Origin of the sequence: Advenella faeciporci (assembly GCF_014652395.1) — a bacterium.
Lineage (GTDB): Bacteria > Pseudomonadota > Gammaproteobacteria > Burkholderiales > Burkholderiaceae_B > Advenella > Advenella faeciporci.
Genome location: NZ_BMYS01000007.1, coordinates 13,859 through 28,280, shown reverse-complemented (window position 1 = coordinate 28,280; position 14,422 = coordinate 13,859). Strand labels below are relative to the sequence as shown.

Genomic DNA, 14,422 nt, shown 5'->3' with positions numbered 1-14,422 from the left:
CAGCATTAAGACAGACTGTATTTCAGGGATTCTGAAAGGTTCCATAGGAAACGCCTTTTTCACTTAGCCAGTGTCGATACGCAAGCGAAGAGGCATCTGCACCGGTTGAAATTTCAAGATCGGAAAGCAGGGGAAGCTTACGCGGCACCTGATTATTCAAGATGGCAAGATCCTGGCCAAGAATGCTTTGCCGAAACAAACGCAGATCTTCAAGGCTGGCGCTGTCATCAAGGTAAGCCATGGGCATATGAACAATACTGCGGTCTTCATCGCAGGGCTGGACAAAAAGACATACAAGGTCTTTTTTGGCCGGCTGCAAGGGGCAGGTTTTATACAATAAGGCACTAAACGGGCTGCATACCCGGTAAATATACGCAATATTCATGCCCCCTTCATGACTGAAGGCGGCCATGGGTTGATAAAACTCGCCGTCCCGTGCATAAAGTTCATCATTTTCAATCTCAACACGGTAAGGTTTGACTGCCGTATACGGCATTTCACCCAGCGTCCCTTCATGAACAAACGGGAAATGCGCCATATCCAGGAAATTTTCGATGACCCGCAAACCGGACGCACGCACGCATACCGGCACCGTCGCCAGCACACGCCGTTCAGCCTCGTGAAATTCGGGAATATCAAACAGGGCCGGCGGATTTCCCAGGCTGACCCAATAAGTATAATGCTGCCTGAATACGGGTAACCGCACCCGGGTATTGCACTGAATGGCATAAAACGCGGCATTTTCGTCCAATCCGTATTCAATGGGCTGCCCCAGTAACTGCGTATGGTAAGCCTTGCCTGCAACAGGCATGTTTTCCGTGGCTACCGGATACCATTGGTCAAGCACAACCGATTCGATTTTCATGTTCACACCTTCACAGCCCATGGCAGGAAACCTGCCCTTATCAATTACAAAACAACCAAGCCGGCACACAATCATATTACGCGCATTATGGACATTGTGTCATGTTGGCCCGGCTCAGCCAATATAAAGTAATAACCATACCATGACATAGTCAGGTGTAAAAAAAGCACCCTCTAAGGGTGCTTTTCCTGATACCTGAATGATTGATTGCTCAATTACTCGGCGTCAACAACTTCGTCAGCAACTTCTGGACGGTCAACCAATTCCATGAAAGCCATAGGTGCATTGTCGCCTTGACGGAAACCCATTTTAAGGATGCGGGTGTAACCACCATTACGCTCCTGGAAACGGGGACCGATTTCAGCAAACAGTTTAACTACAGCATCACGATCGCGCAAACGGGCAAATGCCAGGCGTTTATTGGCCAGGGTTGGCTCTTTGGCTAAGGTGATCAGGGGTTCGATGACACGGCGCAGCTCTTTAGCTTTAGGCAATGTTGTTTTAATCGCTTCGTGCTGGATCAGGGATACAGACATGTTGCGGAACATAGCCAGACGATGGCTGCTAGTACGATTTAATTTACGTAAACCACTGCGATGACGCATGATATATTTCCTATGAATCTAAATTTAAGATGATCGGCTGATCATCCGGTTAATCCAGCTCTTCTATCCGTTCTTGAAATGATTACCAAAGACGGCGGTCCGGTTGATTAAATATTGCCAGCCGGATTTAAAAACCGGCTGGCAACAAATGCTTGGCTTTATGGGCGTTCCAGGCCAAGTGGTGGCCAGTTTTCAAGTTTCATGCCCAGTGTAAGGCCGCGTGCGGCCAATACTTCTTTGATTTCATTCAATGATTTGCGACCCAGGTTGGGTGTTTTCAGCAATTCATTTTCGGTGCGCTGGATCAGATCACCGATGTAGTAAATGTTTTCCGCTTTCAGGCAGTTGGCCGAACGCACGGTTAACTCAAGATCATCAACAGGACGCAGCAGAACAGGATCAATTTGTGGTGCACCACGTACCGGTGTTTCGTAGGTTTCTGTTGCGCCTTCAAGGGCGGCAAACACGGAAATCTGGTCCATCAGGATACGGGCAGCCTGACGTACGGCCTCTTCAGGTGTAATCACACCATCTGTTTCGATATCGAGAATCAGTTTGTCAAGGTCGGTACGCTGTTCAACACGGGCGCTTTCAACAGCATAGCTGACACGACGGATGGGGCTGTAAGAAGCGTCCAGGATAATACGGCCAATCGTATGTGCCTTATCATCTGCCAGGGCGCGTACATTACCAGGCACATAACCACGCCCCTGCTCTACCTTGATCTGCATTTCAAGCTTGCCGTTTTCGGTAAGGTTGGCAATAACGTGATCAGGATTGATGATTTCAACATCATGGGGAAGTTCAATGTCGCTGGCCAGAACAGGACCTGTACCACTTTTACGCAAAGTGACCGTTACTTCTTCACGGTTGTGCAGTTTGAATACCACACCTTTCAGGTTAAGCAGGATGTCAACCACGTCTTCACCTACGCCAGGCAGGGTTGAATACTCGTGCACGACACCGGTAATTTGCACTTCTGTAGGTGCGTAGCCTGTCATGGAAGACAGCAGGATACGGCGTAGCGCATTGCCCAAAGTATGGCCAAAACCGCGCTCAAACGGCTCCATGACAACTTTAGCGTGGTTATCGGTAATAGGGGTTACGTCAATGGAACGTGGTTTAAGAAAAGCCTGAGACATTTCATTTCCTTTTCAATACCCTCGGCTCGTTACACCGATAAGGCTGATGGATAAGATAAAAGTATAAAAAACAGACTGATTGCGAACATAAACGCAGATCAACCTATTGGAGAACCGGAAGATTATAACTTATTTTTATTATTTTCATGCAATTGCCATCGCAAGCATGGGTAGAAGCTAAAAAGCAGAAAAGGCCAAAACCTTTTCTGCTTTTTCACGACATTAACGAGAATACAATTCAACAACCATTGATTCATTAATATCACGCGCAACATCTGCACGATCAGGGGCTTGTTTGAATGTGCCGCTTAATTTGGCAACATCAACTTCAACCCATTGTGGCAGACCATTACCGGTTGCCAGATCCAAAGACTCTTTAATACGAGCCTGACCTTTGGACTTTTCACGTACGGAAATGATGTCTCCGCTTTTGATCAGCATTGAAGGAATATCGGCTTTGTGGCCGTTCAGTTCAATAGCTCCGTGGCTAACCAGCTGACGTGCTTCGGCGCGTGTAGAGCCAAAACCCATGCGGTATACCACGTTATCAAGGCGCGATTCCAACAACTGAATCAGGGTCTCGCCTGTGTTACCACGGCGACGCTCAGCTTCAGCAAAGTATTTACGGAACTGTTTTTCAAGTACGCCGTACATACGTTTGAGTTTTTGTTTCTCGCGCAACTGCAAACCGTAATCGGAAGTACGGGCACCGGAAGTGCGACCGTGCTGACCTGGTTTGGAATCCAGTTTACATTTGGAATCCAAAGAGCGACGTGCACTCTTCAGAAATAAATCAATACCTTCACGACGTGAAAGTTTACATTTTGGTCCAGTATATCGTGCCATTATGTTCCCTTAATATATTAGATACGGCGGCGTTTAGGAGGGCGGCAACCGTTATGCGGAACTGGCGTGATATCAGAGATACTTGAAATTTTGATACCCAGCGCATTCAATGCACGCACTGAAGACTCACGGCCAGGACCGGGTCCCTTGATGCGGACTTCAAGTGTTTTGATACCAAATTCCAATGCTACACGTCCCGCTGACTCGGCTGCAACCTGCGCTGCAAAAGGCGTCGATTTACGTGAGCCTTTAAAGCCCGCGCCACCCGACGTCGCCCATGACAAGGCATTGCCTTGACGGTCAGTAATTGTGATGATTGTGTTGTTAAAAGATGCATGAACGTGCGCAATGCCGTCCGATACAACCTTTTTAATTTTTTTGCGTGCGCGATTTGCGCCGCTAGAAGCTTTCGCCATAATAACCTACCCCGATTATTTCTTCAGTGATTGAGCTGCACGACGCGGTCCTTTACGGGTACGCGCATTCGTACGAGTGCGCTGACCACGGACGGGCAGTCCACGTCTGTGGCGCATGCCACGATAAGTTCCCAAATCGATTAAGCGTTTAATCGAAAGTTGTACTTCACGTCGCAAATCACCCTCGACTGTGAACGTACCTACCTGTTCACGAATTTTCTCGAGTTCTGCATCTGTCAGGTCTTTGACTTTTTTATCGAATGGTACACCTGATGCTTCGCAAATCTGACGAGAGCGGGTGCGTCCAATACCAAAAATAGCGGTTAGACCGATTTCTGCATGTTGATGCGGCGGAATGTTGATGCCTGCGATACGGGCCATGACTGTTCCTCGTTAAGTCGTTAACGCAGGGATTAACCCTGGCGTTGCTTGTGACGCGGATCTGTACAAATTACTCGTACAACTCCGTGACGTTTAATGATCTTGCAATTACGGCAGATCTTTTTAACCGATGCCATTACCTTCATTGGTTGACTCCTAATTGTTCCAGCTTATTTAGAGCGGAATACGATTCTGGCGCGTGAAAGATCGTATGGGGTTAATTCCACAGTCACCTTGTCACCCGGAAGAATCCGAATATAGTGCATACGCATTTTGCCAGAGATATAGCCTAAAACCATATGGCCATTTTCCAGTTTAATGCGAAAAGTTGCGTTGGGGAGGTTTTCTATAACCTCTCCCTGCATTTGTATGACGTCGTCCTTAGCCATAATGATTATCTCATTGGTAAATTCGTACCCTTGAAACTGGTTTTCTTGAGTAACGAATCATATTGGTGCGACATCATGTAGGCCTGAACCTGGGCCATAAAATCCATGGTCACCACCACAATAATTAACAGTGAGGTGCCACCCAGATAAAACGGTACATTCTGCCATTGCATCCTCAGGAATTCAGGAACCAGACACACCAGCGTGATGTAAATGGCGCCCACCAGCGTTAAACGCATTAATATTTTGTCAATATATTTTGCTGTTTGCTGACCTGGACGAATACCCGGTACAAATGCACCACTTTTCTTCAGGTTATCTGCTGTTTCACGACTGTTGAAAACAAGAGCCGTATAGAAAAAACAGAAAAATATAATCAAAGCAGTAAATACAGTGACATAAAGCGGTTGACCAGGCTGCAAAGCAGCTGATATATCACTTAGCCAACGAACTTGGCCTGCACTTGAAAACCAATTCGCGATCGTGGCCGGAAACAAAATAATTGACGAAGCAAAAATGGGAGGAATAACACCCGCCATATTCAACTTCAGTGGCAAGTGAGAACTTTGTCCACCATAAATTTTATTTCCAACCTGACGTTTGGCATAGTTCACGGTAATGCGGCGCTGACCACGCTCAACAAATACGACCAATGCGGTTATCGCCACGACCAGCGCAAAAATGAACAACGCTGCAACCGTTCCGATCTGATTCTGGCTAACAAGTTCAAACATGCTTGCCAGTGCAGTAGGCAAACCGGCCACAATACCTGCAAAAATCAGGATTGAGATACCGTTACCTAAACCACGTTCGGTGATTTGCTCACCCAGCCACATTACAAACATGGTACCCGTTACAAGGGTAACCACCGTCGTGAAGACAAACATCGCTCCCGGGGTGATTACCAGATTGGGTTGTGCCTGCAAAGTTGCTGCAATACCAAATGACTGTACCAACGCTAATACAACAGTGAAATAGCGGGTGTACTGGGTAATCTTGCGACGACCCGATTCACCCTCTTTTTTCAAGGCTTCCAGGGATGGCACGACCGCTGTCACCAGCTGCATGATGATCGATGCCGAAATATACGGCATGATACCCAATGCAAAGACAGAAAAGCGCTCGAGGGCACCACCGGAAAACATGTTAAAAAGACCCAGAATCCCGTCTGACTGTGTATTAAACAGATCCTGCATGGCACCAGGGTTGATGCCAGGGACAGGAATATGTGTACCGAAACGGTACACAACCAGAGCAAGAATCAGGAACACAAGTCGCTGTTTAAGGTCGCCGTATTTTTTACCGCTACCTGCTTTACCTGCTGCCTGCGCTTTAGCCACTTTTACCCCTTTTTAAGCGAGTGAACCGCCAGCGGCTTCAATTGCTGCGCGTGCACCTGCAGTGGCGGTCAGGCCATTCAGAGACACTTTGCGTGACAATTCACCTGACAGGATGACCTTGGCGTAACGAACGCTTTGGCCAATAACACCAGCTTGTTTTAAAACCTGAACGTCGATGACATCAGCTTCAATTTTCTGCAAATCAGACAAACGCACTTCTGCGTGCAAATGCCGACCCAGTGGAGTGAAGCCGCGTTTTGGCAAACGACGTTGCAAAGGCATCTGACCACCCTCGAAGCCGACTTTATGGAAGCCGCCTGAACGTGATTTCTGACCTTTATGACCACGACCTGCTGTTTTACCCAAGCCAGAACCAATGCCGCGTCCAACGCGACGTTTGGCATGCTTGCTACCAGCAGCAGGAGCTAACGTATTGAGTTGCATTTCAGACATCTCTGTTCCTTTAGGCTTCTGATACTGACACGAGATAATCCACTTTGCGGATCATCCCACGAACTTCGGGCGTATCAAGCAACACACGGCTGCTGTTCACTTTACCCAAACCCAGACCACGAACGGTGTCGCGGTGATCGCGTTTGGTGCCAATGACAGAGCGAACCAGTGTTACTTTAATTTGTTTATTCTGTGCCATGATTTACCCCAGAATTTCTTCAACGGATTTACCGCGTTTGGCAGCCACTTCAGATGGCGTCAAACATGCGTTCAAACCGTTCAAGGTTGCGCGTACCAGGTTGTATGGATTGCTTGAACCCAAGCTTTTTGCAACCACGTTACGTACACCCATTACTTCGAAAATTGCACGCATTGGGCCACCGGCGATAACGCCAGTACCTTCTGCAGCTGGAGAGATCAGAACGGTGGATGCACCGTGCTTACCTACTACAGTGTGATGCAGGGTGCCATTGTTCAGGGCAATCTTGACCATGCCACGACGGGCCTGTTCCATTGCTTTCTGAACGGCTACCGGCACTTCACGTGCTTTGCCTTTGCCCATGCCGATGCGACCATCGCCATCTCCAACCACGGTTAACGCTGCAAAGCTCATGGTGCGACCACCCTTGACCACTTTGCTGACGCGGTTGACCGCGATCATTTTTTCACGAAAACCGTCATCGCGTTCTTGTTCAGGGGCGTTTTTGCCTTGTGCTTTAGCCATTTGACAATTCCTCGCTTAGAACTTGAGACCGGCTTCACGCGCAGCTTCTGCCAACGCTTTAACACGGCCATGATAACGGAAACCCGAACGGTCAAATGCGACCGATTCGATACCTGCGGCTTTGGCTTTCTCGGCAACACGTTTACCTACGATAACTGCTGCCTCGACATTGCCGCCATTCTTTTTGCCATCAGCCAGTTCTTTACGAACCTCTGCTTCAAGAGTAGATGCGCTGAATAACACTTTGTCGCCTTCTGGCGAAATAACGTTCGCGTAAATGTGCAGATTGGAACGATATACAGATAAGCGATGAATACGCAACTCTGAAATCTTCCGGCGTGTAGCCACTGCACGACGCAAACGGGATACTTTCTTGTCCATGATTTATCCTTGCCTGCGCTATTATTTCTTCTTAACTTCTTTGATGATAACCTGCTCACCCGCATAACGAACACCTTTGCCTTTGTAAGGCTCTGGCGGACGATAACCGCGGATTTTAGCAGCAACCTGTCCTACCACCTGTTTGTCGTAACCTTTCAGAACGATTTCTGTCTGGCTTGGACATTCGGCTTTTACGCCTTCTGGCAGCGGATGGATGACATCATGAGAGAAGCCAAGATCCATTTTCAGCGCATTTCCCTGAACCTGTGCGCGGAAACCCACACCGATCAGATTCAGACGACGCTCAAAACCTTTGCTAACACCGGTAACCATATTGTTTACCAGGGCACGCAATGTACCTGACATAGCTTTGGCATGGCGTGATTCGTTAGTGACTGCGAAAGACAATTTGCCGTCATCAAGCGTAATGGCTACATCGCCACTCAGTTCCTGGTTCATTTCGCCCAGGGGACCTTTCACGTTGATGTTGTTGGGAGCAATTTTAACTTCCACACCATTAGGTACAATAACTGGATATTTTGCTATACGTGACATTGAATTCTCCTTATGCCACATAACACAGAACTTCGCCACCCACGCCTTCTGAGCGTGCTTTACGGTCTGTCATTACACCGCGCGAAGTTGAAACGATTGCCACACCCAGACCGTTCATCACCTGAGGGATGGAACCACGGCCTTTGTAGATACGCAAGCCAGGACGTGAAACGCGGTCAATGCGCTCGATCACGGGACGACCTGCATAGTATTTCAGTGAAATCTCAAGCTCGGGCTTGGTTTTTTCACCTTTGATTTCGAAGTTTTCGATATAACCTTCATCTTTCAGCACAGCAGCAATAGCCGCTTTCAGCTTAGAGGAGGGCATAGATACCGAAACTTTCTCGACTTGCTGTGCGTTACGGATACGCGTCAACATATCGGCGATTGGATCGCTCATGCTCATTTATATTCTCCTACCAGCTTGCTTTAGTCATACCAGGCACTTCACCGCGCATTGCCATTTCGCGCAGTTTGTGACGAGTCAAACCAAACTTGCTGAACACGCCACGAGGACGGCCAGTAATTACACAACGATTACGCATGCGTGTTGGATTTGCATTGCGAGGTAATTGTTGTACTTTCAGACGGGCGACATAGCGCTCTTCGTCTGATTTAGATGTATCGTTAATGATCGCTGTCAATTCGGCACGTTTGGCTGCGTATTTGGCAACCAGCTTTGCACGTTTGATGTCGCGATTGATGAGTGATAGTTTTGCCACGTCATCGCCCCTTAGTTACGAAACGGGAAGCTGAATGCTGTGAGCAGCGCTTTCGCTTCTTCGTCAGTCTTAGCAGTTGTAATGATGCTGATATTCAGACCACGCAGTGCATCAATTTTGTCGTATTCAATTTCAGGGAAAATGATTTGCTCTTTAACCCCAACGTTGTAGTTACCACGACCATCGAAAGCACGACCGGAAATACCGCGGAAGTCACGTACACGTGGCAGGGCCACGGTAACCAGACGATCCAGGAACTCATACATGCGTTTGCCACGCAGAGTAACCATACAACCGATAGGGTAGTCTTCGCGAATCTTGAAACCGGCAATCGCCTTGCGGGTTTTGGTTACGACAGGCTTTTGTCCTGCAATTTTGGTCAGGTCGGAAACAGCGTGTTCAATAACTTTCTTGTCTGCAACTGCTTCGGAAACGCCCATGTTCAAAGTGATTTTGGTAATGCGAGGCACTTCCATGTCACTTTTGTAATTGAATTTTTCTTTCAATTCGCCAGCAATTTTGCTGTTATACAAATCTTGTAAACGAGCCATTATATTGTGCCCCTTACGCTTTCACGCCAACGACAGCGCCGTTGGAGCGATAAATACGGACTTTATGACCATCCACTTCTTTAACGCCAACGCGATCAGCTTTACCTGTTTCTGGGTTAAACAAGGCCACATTTGAAATGTGGATAGGCAGTGTTTTATCAACAACACCACCTGGATTGTTTGTCATGGGATTAGGTTTTTGGTGTTTTTTCACGACGTTAACGCCTTCAACCAGAACGTGGTCAGCACCGACGCGAGCCAGCACAACACCACGACGCTTTTTGTCGCGTCCGGTCAATACGATAACTTCATCACCTTTACGGATATTGTTCATCGTTACCCTCTTATAACACTTCAGGTGCCAGGGACACGATCTTCATAAAGCGCTCTGTACGCAATTCACGCGTAACAGGGCCGAAAATACGAGTACCGATTGGCTCCAGCTTGGCATTGAGCAATACAGCTGCATTACCGCCAAAACGGATTAATGAGCCATCTTTACGACGAACGCCTTTGGCAGTACGTACGACTACCGCGTTATAAATTTCGCCTTTTTTGACGCGTCCGCGCGGTGCTGCATCTTTAACACTAACTTTAATAATGTCACCGATGGAAGCATAACGGCGCTTGGAGCCACCTAACACCTTGATGCACATTATACGGCGCGCACCGGTATTATCAGCCACGTCTAGCGTGCTTTGCATTTGGATCATGATTATTCCTGTTCCAACTTAGTTACATATACCGCCAAACAAAATGTGGCGGACCATATTCGCTTTCGCTATTCATATAACCAGTTTTGGTCCCGTCAGATTGTTTAACTTAAAACCACTTGGTTTTAGACCAAACCACCCTGGGTTGAAATCTGCTTAAATAAGAACTCTCCACCCACTGTAGAATGAGCGAAGACTGCTAATATACACCATAAAGCATTCTTTAGCAAGCTCTTAAACCGTTTGTTTTCTGGATAATACTTTAAAAACAACAATATATCGTATTTCCCCGCTACGATTTATGCACTCGGCAACGGCTTTGGCCGTTTAGACATGCTGACCGCCATTGATTTGCAATTCTGAACCATTAATGTAAGAGGATTGTTCACTGCATAAATAATAAATGGCCTGCGCCACTTCATGGGGTGTTCCCAGGCGATGCATGGGAATCTGGGTCTCAACAATCTTATGGGTGTCCGGGGAAAGGATGGAGGTATTGATCTCACCCGGCGCTATGGCATTGACCCTTACCCCCTGCGGGGCAAACTCATGCGCCTGCTCCCGGGTTAAAGCAGCCAAACCCGCCTTTGAAGCGGCATAGGCCGCACCTGCAAAGGGGTGAACCCTCGATCCGGCGATCGAGGTTACGTTAACGATACTGCCTCCGGCTTTTTTCAGTTCGGGAAACAGGTAACGCGACAACAGGGCCGTGGAAACCAGGTTCACCCGCAGTACGTTCACCCAGGTGAACTCATCGGTATCCAGTACGCCCAGGCGCCTGCCCCCTTCCCCCTTGGGCGAAATACCGGCATTGTTCACCAAGGCATGCAGTTTTCCATCAGGCAGTTTTTGACGCACCGTATCCACCAAATCGCGCAGTCCGCTCAAATCAGACAAATCAGCCTGGATGTGACTTTCTTTGGCGTCTGCCCACCTGCATTCCTGAGAAAAAGGCTGGCGCGATACGGTAAAAATCCGCCATCCCCGCTCCTGAAACAGCTTGACAGTCGCATGTCCAATGCCACGACTGGCTCCGGTTAACAGTACATATCGCGTTTGGTCTGTCATGTTAGTCTCCATTCGCCAATCCAAGGCGCATTTTTTCACTGCGTCTTCTGAGCCATTCCAGCGTCAAAAGCATAACAACTGAAAAAATGATAAGTAATGTGGCTGCCGCGGCAATCGTGGGGTTCAGGTTTTCACGAATGCCGCTAAACATCACGCGAGGCAGCGTAAACTGATCAGGCCCGGCCACAAATAAAGTCAGAACCACTTCATCAAAGGAGATGCCAAAGGCAAACAAACCACCTGAAATAACGCCTGGCGCAATAATCGGCAAGGTGACCCTGAAAAACGCATATACCGGAGACGCGCCCAGACTGCTGGCCGCCTTGACCAGATTCTGGTCAAAGCCTTCAAGCGTTGCCAATACGGTAATCACCACAAACGGCACACCCAGCACCGCATGCATTAAAATCAGCAGCCAGATATTATTGGCCATGCCCAGGGGGGCAAAAAACAGGTAAGCCGCCACCCCTACAATTACAACCGGCACCACCATGGGCGAAACCAGCAAACTCATCAGAAACGCCTTGCCAAAGAAGTTGGCACGATTGAATCCCAACGCTGCCAGCGTTCCCAACACCATGGCGATAAGCGTAGCCAGTGGCGCCACAATCAGTGTGTTTTTCAGGCCCAGCATCCAGGTCGGTGATGAAAAGAAGTTTTCATACCAGCGCAGGGAAAAGCCTTGCACCGGATAAACCAGAAACGCGCTTTCACTGAATGACAGTGGCACAATCACCAGTACCGGGGTAATCAGAAACAGCAAAATCAGCGCACAAATCATCCTGTGCAAATAAAACCAAACCATTTCCACGGCCGTACGGTTTTCTTTGTTTTTTTTCATGCGAGCCTCACTTTGCCACTGCCAACCAGACGGTTATATACGGCATAAAGAATAAGCGTGGCCACCAGCAGGAACCCGCCCAGGGCAGCCGCCAGACCCCAGTTAATGGAACCGTTTGTATAAAAGGCGATGAAGTAACTGATCATTTGGTCTTTGGGCCCTCCCAGCAATGCCGGGGTAATGTAATAACCAATGGAGGTAATAAAAACCAGCAGGCAACCGGCACTGATACCCGCCACGGTTTGGGGAAAATAAACCTTCCAGAAACTGGTGATGGGATGACAGCCCAGAGACACGGCCGCACGTATATAAGTGGGTGAAATGCCTTTCATGACACTGTATATGGGCAAAATCATGAATGGCAGCATAATATGCACCATGGCTATATACACCCCGATCCGGTTGAAAACCAATTGCACGGGCTGCTCAATAATACCGGCCCAGATTAAAAATCCGTTGATAATCCCGCCATTTTGCAGCAGTACAATCCAGGCTGCGGTTCGCACCAGCAGGGACGTCCAGAATGGCAATAACACCAGAATCATGAGCAGGTTGCTGGTTTTGGCCGGCAAAGTTGCCAGCAGGTAAGCCAGGGGGTAGGCCAGTATCAGGGTGCAAAGCGTCACCACCAGCGCCATTTTGAAGGTCCGCAAATAGATATCCAGAAAAATGGACTCTGACGGGCCGGCACTGACAATCTCATTGCGTTTGTCATATTTCATATCCAGGGCTGTCAGCAGGTAAAAGGCGGTACGCTCACCTGAATTGCGCTTAAGTAGCGCCCAGGTGGCCGGATCTGTCCAGCTGGCATCAATTTTTTCAAATTCGTCCCGGTAAGAGGCTACCGTTTCTGGAAGCGGCATTCTACGCACGGTCTTTGACAACAGGCTACGGGCACCGGGTTCCTCAAAATTCAGCCTGCGCATCAAGTCACCCGAGGTTCTCGCCTGCTTGGCCGTGGCCAGATCCTGAGCCAATGCCTTGTAAAAATTTTCCTGTAGCGGCTGCCCTACTTCCCAATCACTCAACTGTTGGGTTGTTATGGGCAATACGGAAACCACTTCGGGGTTTTCGATGCTTTTATTCAAAAAGGCCAGGATGGGTGCCACGAACAGCAGCAAAAGAAAAAGAACTAAAGGAAGTACCAGGCCAAACGCCTTGACTTTATTGCGTTTCGTTGATTTTGAAAATTTTATTTGCAGTGCCGCCGCTTCGCTGGCGGACATGGCCGGTTTTGTTATTGCCATCTGACTCACTATCCCCTCCTTTGGATGCTTCTCGGACTGGCCGGACTACCTCAACACAACGTCACTGATAGGGATCAAGAATACGAACAAATTCCCGCTTCCAGCCTACATTAATCCGCTTACCCACTTTCAGGGTCTGGCCAAGCATGGCAATGGGCTGCTTGACCACAAAATTCGGATTGTCATACAGATTCAGGCGCAAACGGACATGATCACCAAAATAAACAAACTCCAGAATTTCTCCCTGGCCGTTCTGTTCGGTGCTACCGGCAGGCGGATCAATCACGACACGCTCGGGGCGAATGGAAACCGACACCATATCACCGGTTTTCAGGGACTGATTGGCCAGCACACCCTGCATATGCGTGCCATTGTCAAGCAGAACCGTGCCATATCCGTTCTCAACCCCGGTAATACGACCATGGGTACGGTTATTCTCACCAATAAAATTGGCGACGAATGCGGTGACAGGCCGCTCGTAGAGCTCTTCGGGCGAATCGATTTGCTGGATAACACCATCGTTGAAAACAGCCACACGATTGGACATGGTCAGGGCCTCGCCCTGATCGTGGGTGACATACACTACCGTAATACCCAGCTTGTTATGCAAGCGCTTGATCTCGTATTGCATATGCTCGCGCAATTGCTTGTCCAGGGCACCCAGCGGCTCATCCATCAGCACCACCTGGGGCTCAAACACCAGCGCCCTTGCCAGGGCCACCCGTTGTTGTTGTCCGCCCGACAGTTGACTGGGAAAACGGTTGCCAAACTGATTCAGTTGCACCATGGCCAAACCGTTTTCCACCCGTTTTTTTATATCATCCTTGCCCAACCCCCTTACTTTCAGGGGAAAGGCCAGGTTTTCGGCCACGGTCATGTGCGGAAACAGGGCATAGTTCTGGAACACCATGCCAATATTGCGTTTGTAAGCAGGCACATCGTCCAGTGAACGCCCTGCCAGCTCAATGGTTCCCGAGGTGGGCGTTTCAAAGCCGGCAAGCATCATCAGGCTGGTCGTTTTGCCTGAACCTGACGGACCCAGCAATGTCAGGAACTCTCCATGTTGTATATCCAGATTCAGGTTTTTAACAATCATGGAACGTCCGTCATAACTTTTCTGGACATTCCTGAAACGCACCAGAATATCCGTATTATTGCTGTCAGGTCCAGACATAAGCCTTAT

23 protein-coding genes are annotated in these 14,422 nt (G+C 48.6%); all 23 read right to left on the bottom strand.

Translation table 11 applies throughout. From position 1 onward, the window contains the following. Positions 1 to 22 precede the first annotated feature (22 nt). The 23 genes from IE074_RS06560 to IE074_RS06450 all read right to left on the bottom strand — a co-directional run bounded on the left by IE074_RS06560 (position 23) and on the right by IE074_RS06450 (position 14,413). The gene (locus tag IE074_RS06560) at positions 23 to 865 is read right to left on the bottom strand and encodes an aromatic ring-hydroxylating dioxygenase subunit alpha (RefSeq protein ID WP_189384640.1); all 843 of its coding nucleotides are present in this window, start codon (positions 863 to 865) and stop codon (positions 23 to 25) included. 215 nt (positions 866 to 1,080) lie between these two features. Further along, a complete protein-coding gene (rplQ, locus tag IE074_RS06555; protein ID WP_169293361.1) occupies positions 1,081 to 1,470 on the bottom strand; it encodes a 50S ribosomal protein L17 in 390 nt (129 codons plus the stop codon). A 158-nt stretch (positions 1,471 to 1,628) separates the two neighbouring features. Further along, positions 1,629 to 2,612, bottom strand: a complete 984-nt coding sequence (locus IE074_RS06550; RefSeq protein ID WP_189384638.1) for a DNA-directed RNA polymerase subunit alpha — start codon at positions 2,610 to 2,612, stop codon at positions 1,629 to 1,631. Positions 2,613 to 2,834: 222 nt separating this feature from the next. Beyond that, the gene (rpsD, locus tag IE074_RS06545) at positions 2,835 to 3,458 is read right to left on the bottom strand and encodes a 30S ribosomal protein S4 (RefSeq protein WP_169293359.1); all 624 of its coding nucleotides are present in this window, start codon (positions 3,456 to 3,458) and stop codon (positions 2,835 to 2,837) included. Between the two features lie 17 nt (positions 3,459 to 3,475). Continuing rightward, entirely contained in the window at positions 3,476 to 3,874 is a 399-nt protein-coding gene (rpsK, locus tag IE074_RS06540) for a 30S ribosomal protein S11 (RefSeq protein WP_189384636.1), read from the bottom strand. A 15-nt stretch (positions 3,875 to 3,889) separates the two neighbouring features. Continuing rightward, positions 3,890 to 4,255: a 30S ribosomal protein S13 gene (gene rpsM, locus IE074_RS06535; protein ID WP_169293357.1), complete on the bottom strand. Its 366-nt coding sequence runs from the start codon at positions 4,253 to 4,255 to the stop codon at positions 3,890 to 3,892. A 32-nt stretch (positions 4,256 to 4,287) separates the two neighbouring features. Continuing rightward, on the bottom strand, positions 4,288 to 4,401 hold the full coding sequence (gene rpmJ, locus IE074_RS06530) for a 50S ribosomal protein L36 (RefSeq protein ID WP_014752488.1): 114 nt from the start codon (positions 4,399 to 4,401) through the stop codon (positions 4,288 to 4,290). 24 nt (positions 4,402 to 4,425) lie between these two features. Continuing rightward, positions 4,426 to 4,644: a translation initiation factor IF-1 gene (gene infA, locus IE074_RS06525; protein ID WP_189384634.1), complete on the bottom strand. Its 219-nt coding sequence runs from the start codon at positions 4,642 to 4,644 to the stop codon at positions 4,426 to 4,428. Between the two features lie 5 nt (positions 4,645 to 4,649). Beyond that, positions 4,650 to 5,984: a preprotein translocase subunit SecY gene (secY, locus tag IE074_RS06520; protein WP_189384632.1), complete on the bottom strand. Its 1,335-nt coding sequence runs from the start codon at positions 5,982 to 5,984 to the stop codon at positions 4,650 to 4,652. Between the two features lie 12 nt (positions 5,985 to 5,996). After that, positions 5,997 to 6,437 (bottom strand): 50S ribosomal protein L15, encoded by a 441-nt coding sequence (rplO, locus tag IE074_RS06515; protein WP_189384630.1) that lies wholly within the window; start codon positions 6,435 to 6,437, stop codon positions 5,997 to 5,999. 10 nt (positions 6,438 to 6,447) lie between these two features. Continuing rightward, positions 6,448 to 6,636 carry a 50S ribosomal protein L30 gene (rpmD, locus tag IE074_RS06510; RefSeq protein WP_169293353.1) on the bottom strand — a complete coding sequence of 63 codons (189 nt, stop codon included), beginning with the start codon at positions 6,634 to 6,636 and terminating at the stop codon, positions 6,448 to 6,450. 3 nt (positions 6,637 to 6,639) lie between these two features. Continuing rightward, positions 6,640 to 7,161: a 30S ribosomal protein S5 gene (gene rpsE / locus IE074_RS06505; protein WP_169293352.1), complete on the bottom strand. Its 522-nt coding sequence runs from the start codon at positions 7,159 to 7,161 to the stop codon at positions 6,640 to 6,642. Between the two features lie 15 nt (positions 7,162 to 7,176). Continuing rightward, positions 7,177 to 7,542 (bottom strand): 50S ribosomal protein L18, encoded by a 366-nt coding sequence (gene rplR, locus IE074_RS06500; protein ID WP_189384629.1) that lies wholly within the window; start codon positions 7,540 to 7,542, stop codon positions 7,177 to 7,179. Between the two features lie 21 nt (positions 7,543 to 7,563). Continuing rightward, positions 7,564 to 8,097, bottom strand: a complete 534-nt coding sequence (rplF, locus tag IE074_RS06495) for a 50S ribosomal protein L6 (RefSeq protein ID WP_189384628.1) — start codon at positions 8,095 to 8,097, stop codon at positions 7,564 to 7,566. Positions 8,098 to 8,107: 10 nt separating this feature from the next. Next, positions 8,108 to 8,503, bottom strand: coding sequence for a 30S ribosomal protein S8 (gene rpsH, locus IE074_RS06490; protein WP_189384627.1), 396 nt, complete (start codon positions 8,501 to 8,503; stop codon positions 8,108 to 8,110). Positions 8,504 to 8,513: 10 nt separating this feature from the next. Next, positions 8,514 to 8,819, bottom strand: coding sequence for a 30S ribosomal protein S14 (gene rpsN / locus IE074_RS06485; protein ID WP_169293348.1), 306 nt, complete (start codon positions 8,817 to 8,819; stop codon positions 8,514 to 8,516). Positions 8,820 to 8,830: 11 nt separating this feature from the next. Beyond that, the gene (gene rplE, locus IE074_RS06480) at positions 8,831 to 9,370 is read right to left on the bottom strand and encodes a 50S ribosomal protein L5 (RefSeq protein WP_189384625.1); all 540 of its coding nucleotides are present in this window, start codon (positions 9,368 to 9,370) and stop codon (positions 8,831 to 8,833) included. A gap of 13 nt (positions 9,371 to 9,383) precedes the next feature. Further along, positions 9,384 to 9,704 (bottom strand): 50S ribosomal protein L24, encoded by a 321-nt coding sequence (gene rplX / locus IE074_RS06475; RefSeq protein WP_189384624.1) that lies wholly within the window; start codon positions 9,702 to 9,704, stop codon positions 9,384 to 9,386. Between the two features lie 10 nt (positions 9,705 to 9,714). Then, positions 9,715 to 10,083 (bottom strand): 50S ribosomal protein L14, encoded by a 369-nt coding sequence (gene rplN, locus IE074_RS06470; protein WP_169293345.1) that lies wholly within the window; start codon positions 10,081 to 10,083, stop codon positions 9,715 to 9,717. A 327-nt stretch (positions 10,084 to 10,410) separates the two neighbouring features. Further along, positions 10,411 to 11,151 carry an SDR family NAD(P)-dependent oxidoreductase gene (locus IE074_RS06465; RefSeq protein ID WP_189384623.1) on the bottom strand — a complete coding sequence of 247 codons (741 nt, stop codon included), beginning with the start codon at positions 11,149 to 11,151 and terminating at the stop codon, positions 10,411 to 10,413. A gap of 1 nt (position 11,152) precedes the next feature. Further along, on the bottom strand, positions 11,153 to 11,992 hold the full coding sequence (locus IE074_RS06460) for an ABC transporter permease (protein WP_189384621.1): 840 nt from the start codon (positions 11,990 to 11,992) through the stop codon (positions 11,153 to 11,155). After that, the gene (locus IE074_RS06455; RefSeq protein WP_189384755.1) at positions 11,989 to 13,239 is read right to left on the bottom strand and encodes an ABC transporter permease; all 1,251 of its coding nucleotides are present in this window, start codon (positions 13,237 to 13,239) and stop codon (positions 11,989 to 11,991) included. Before IE074_RS06455 ends, IE074_RS06460 begins: the two co-directional genes overlap by 4 nt. Positions 13,240 to 13,300: 61 nt before the next feature. Then, positions 13,301 to 14,413, bottom strand: coding sequence for an ABC transporter ATP-binding protein (locus IE074_RS06450; protein ID WP_189384618.1), 1,113 nt, complete (start codon positions 14,411 to 14,413; stop codon positions 13,301 to 13,303). Positions 14,414 to 14,422 lie beyond the last annotated feature (9 nt).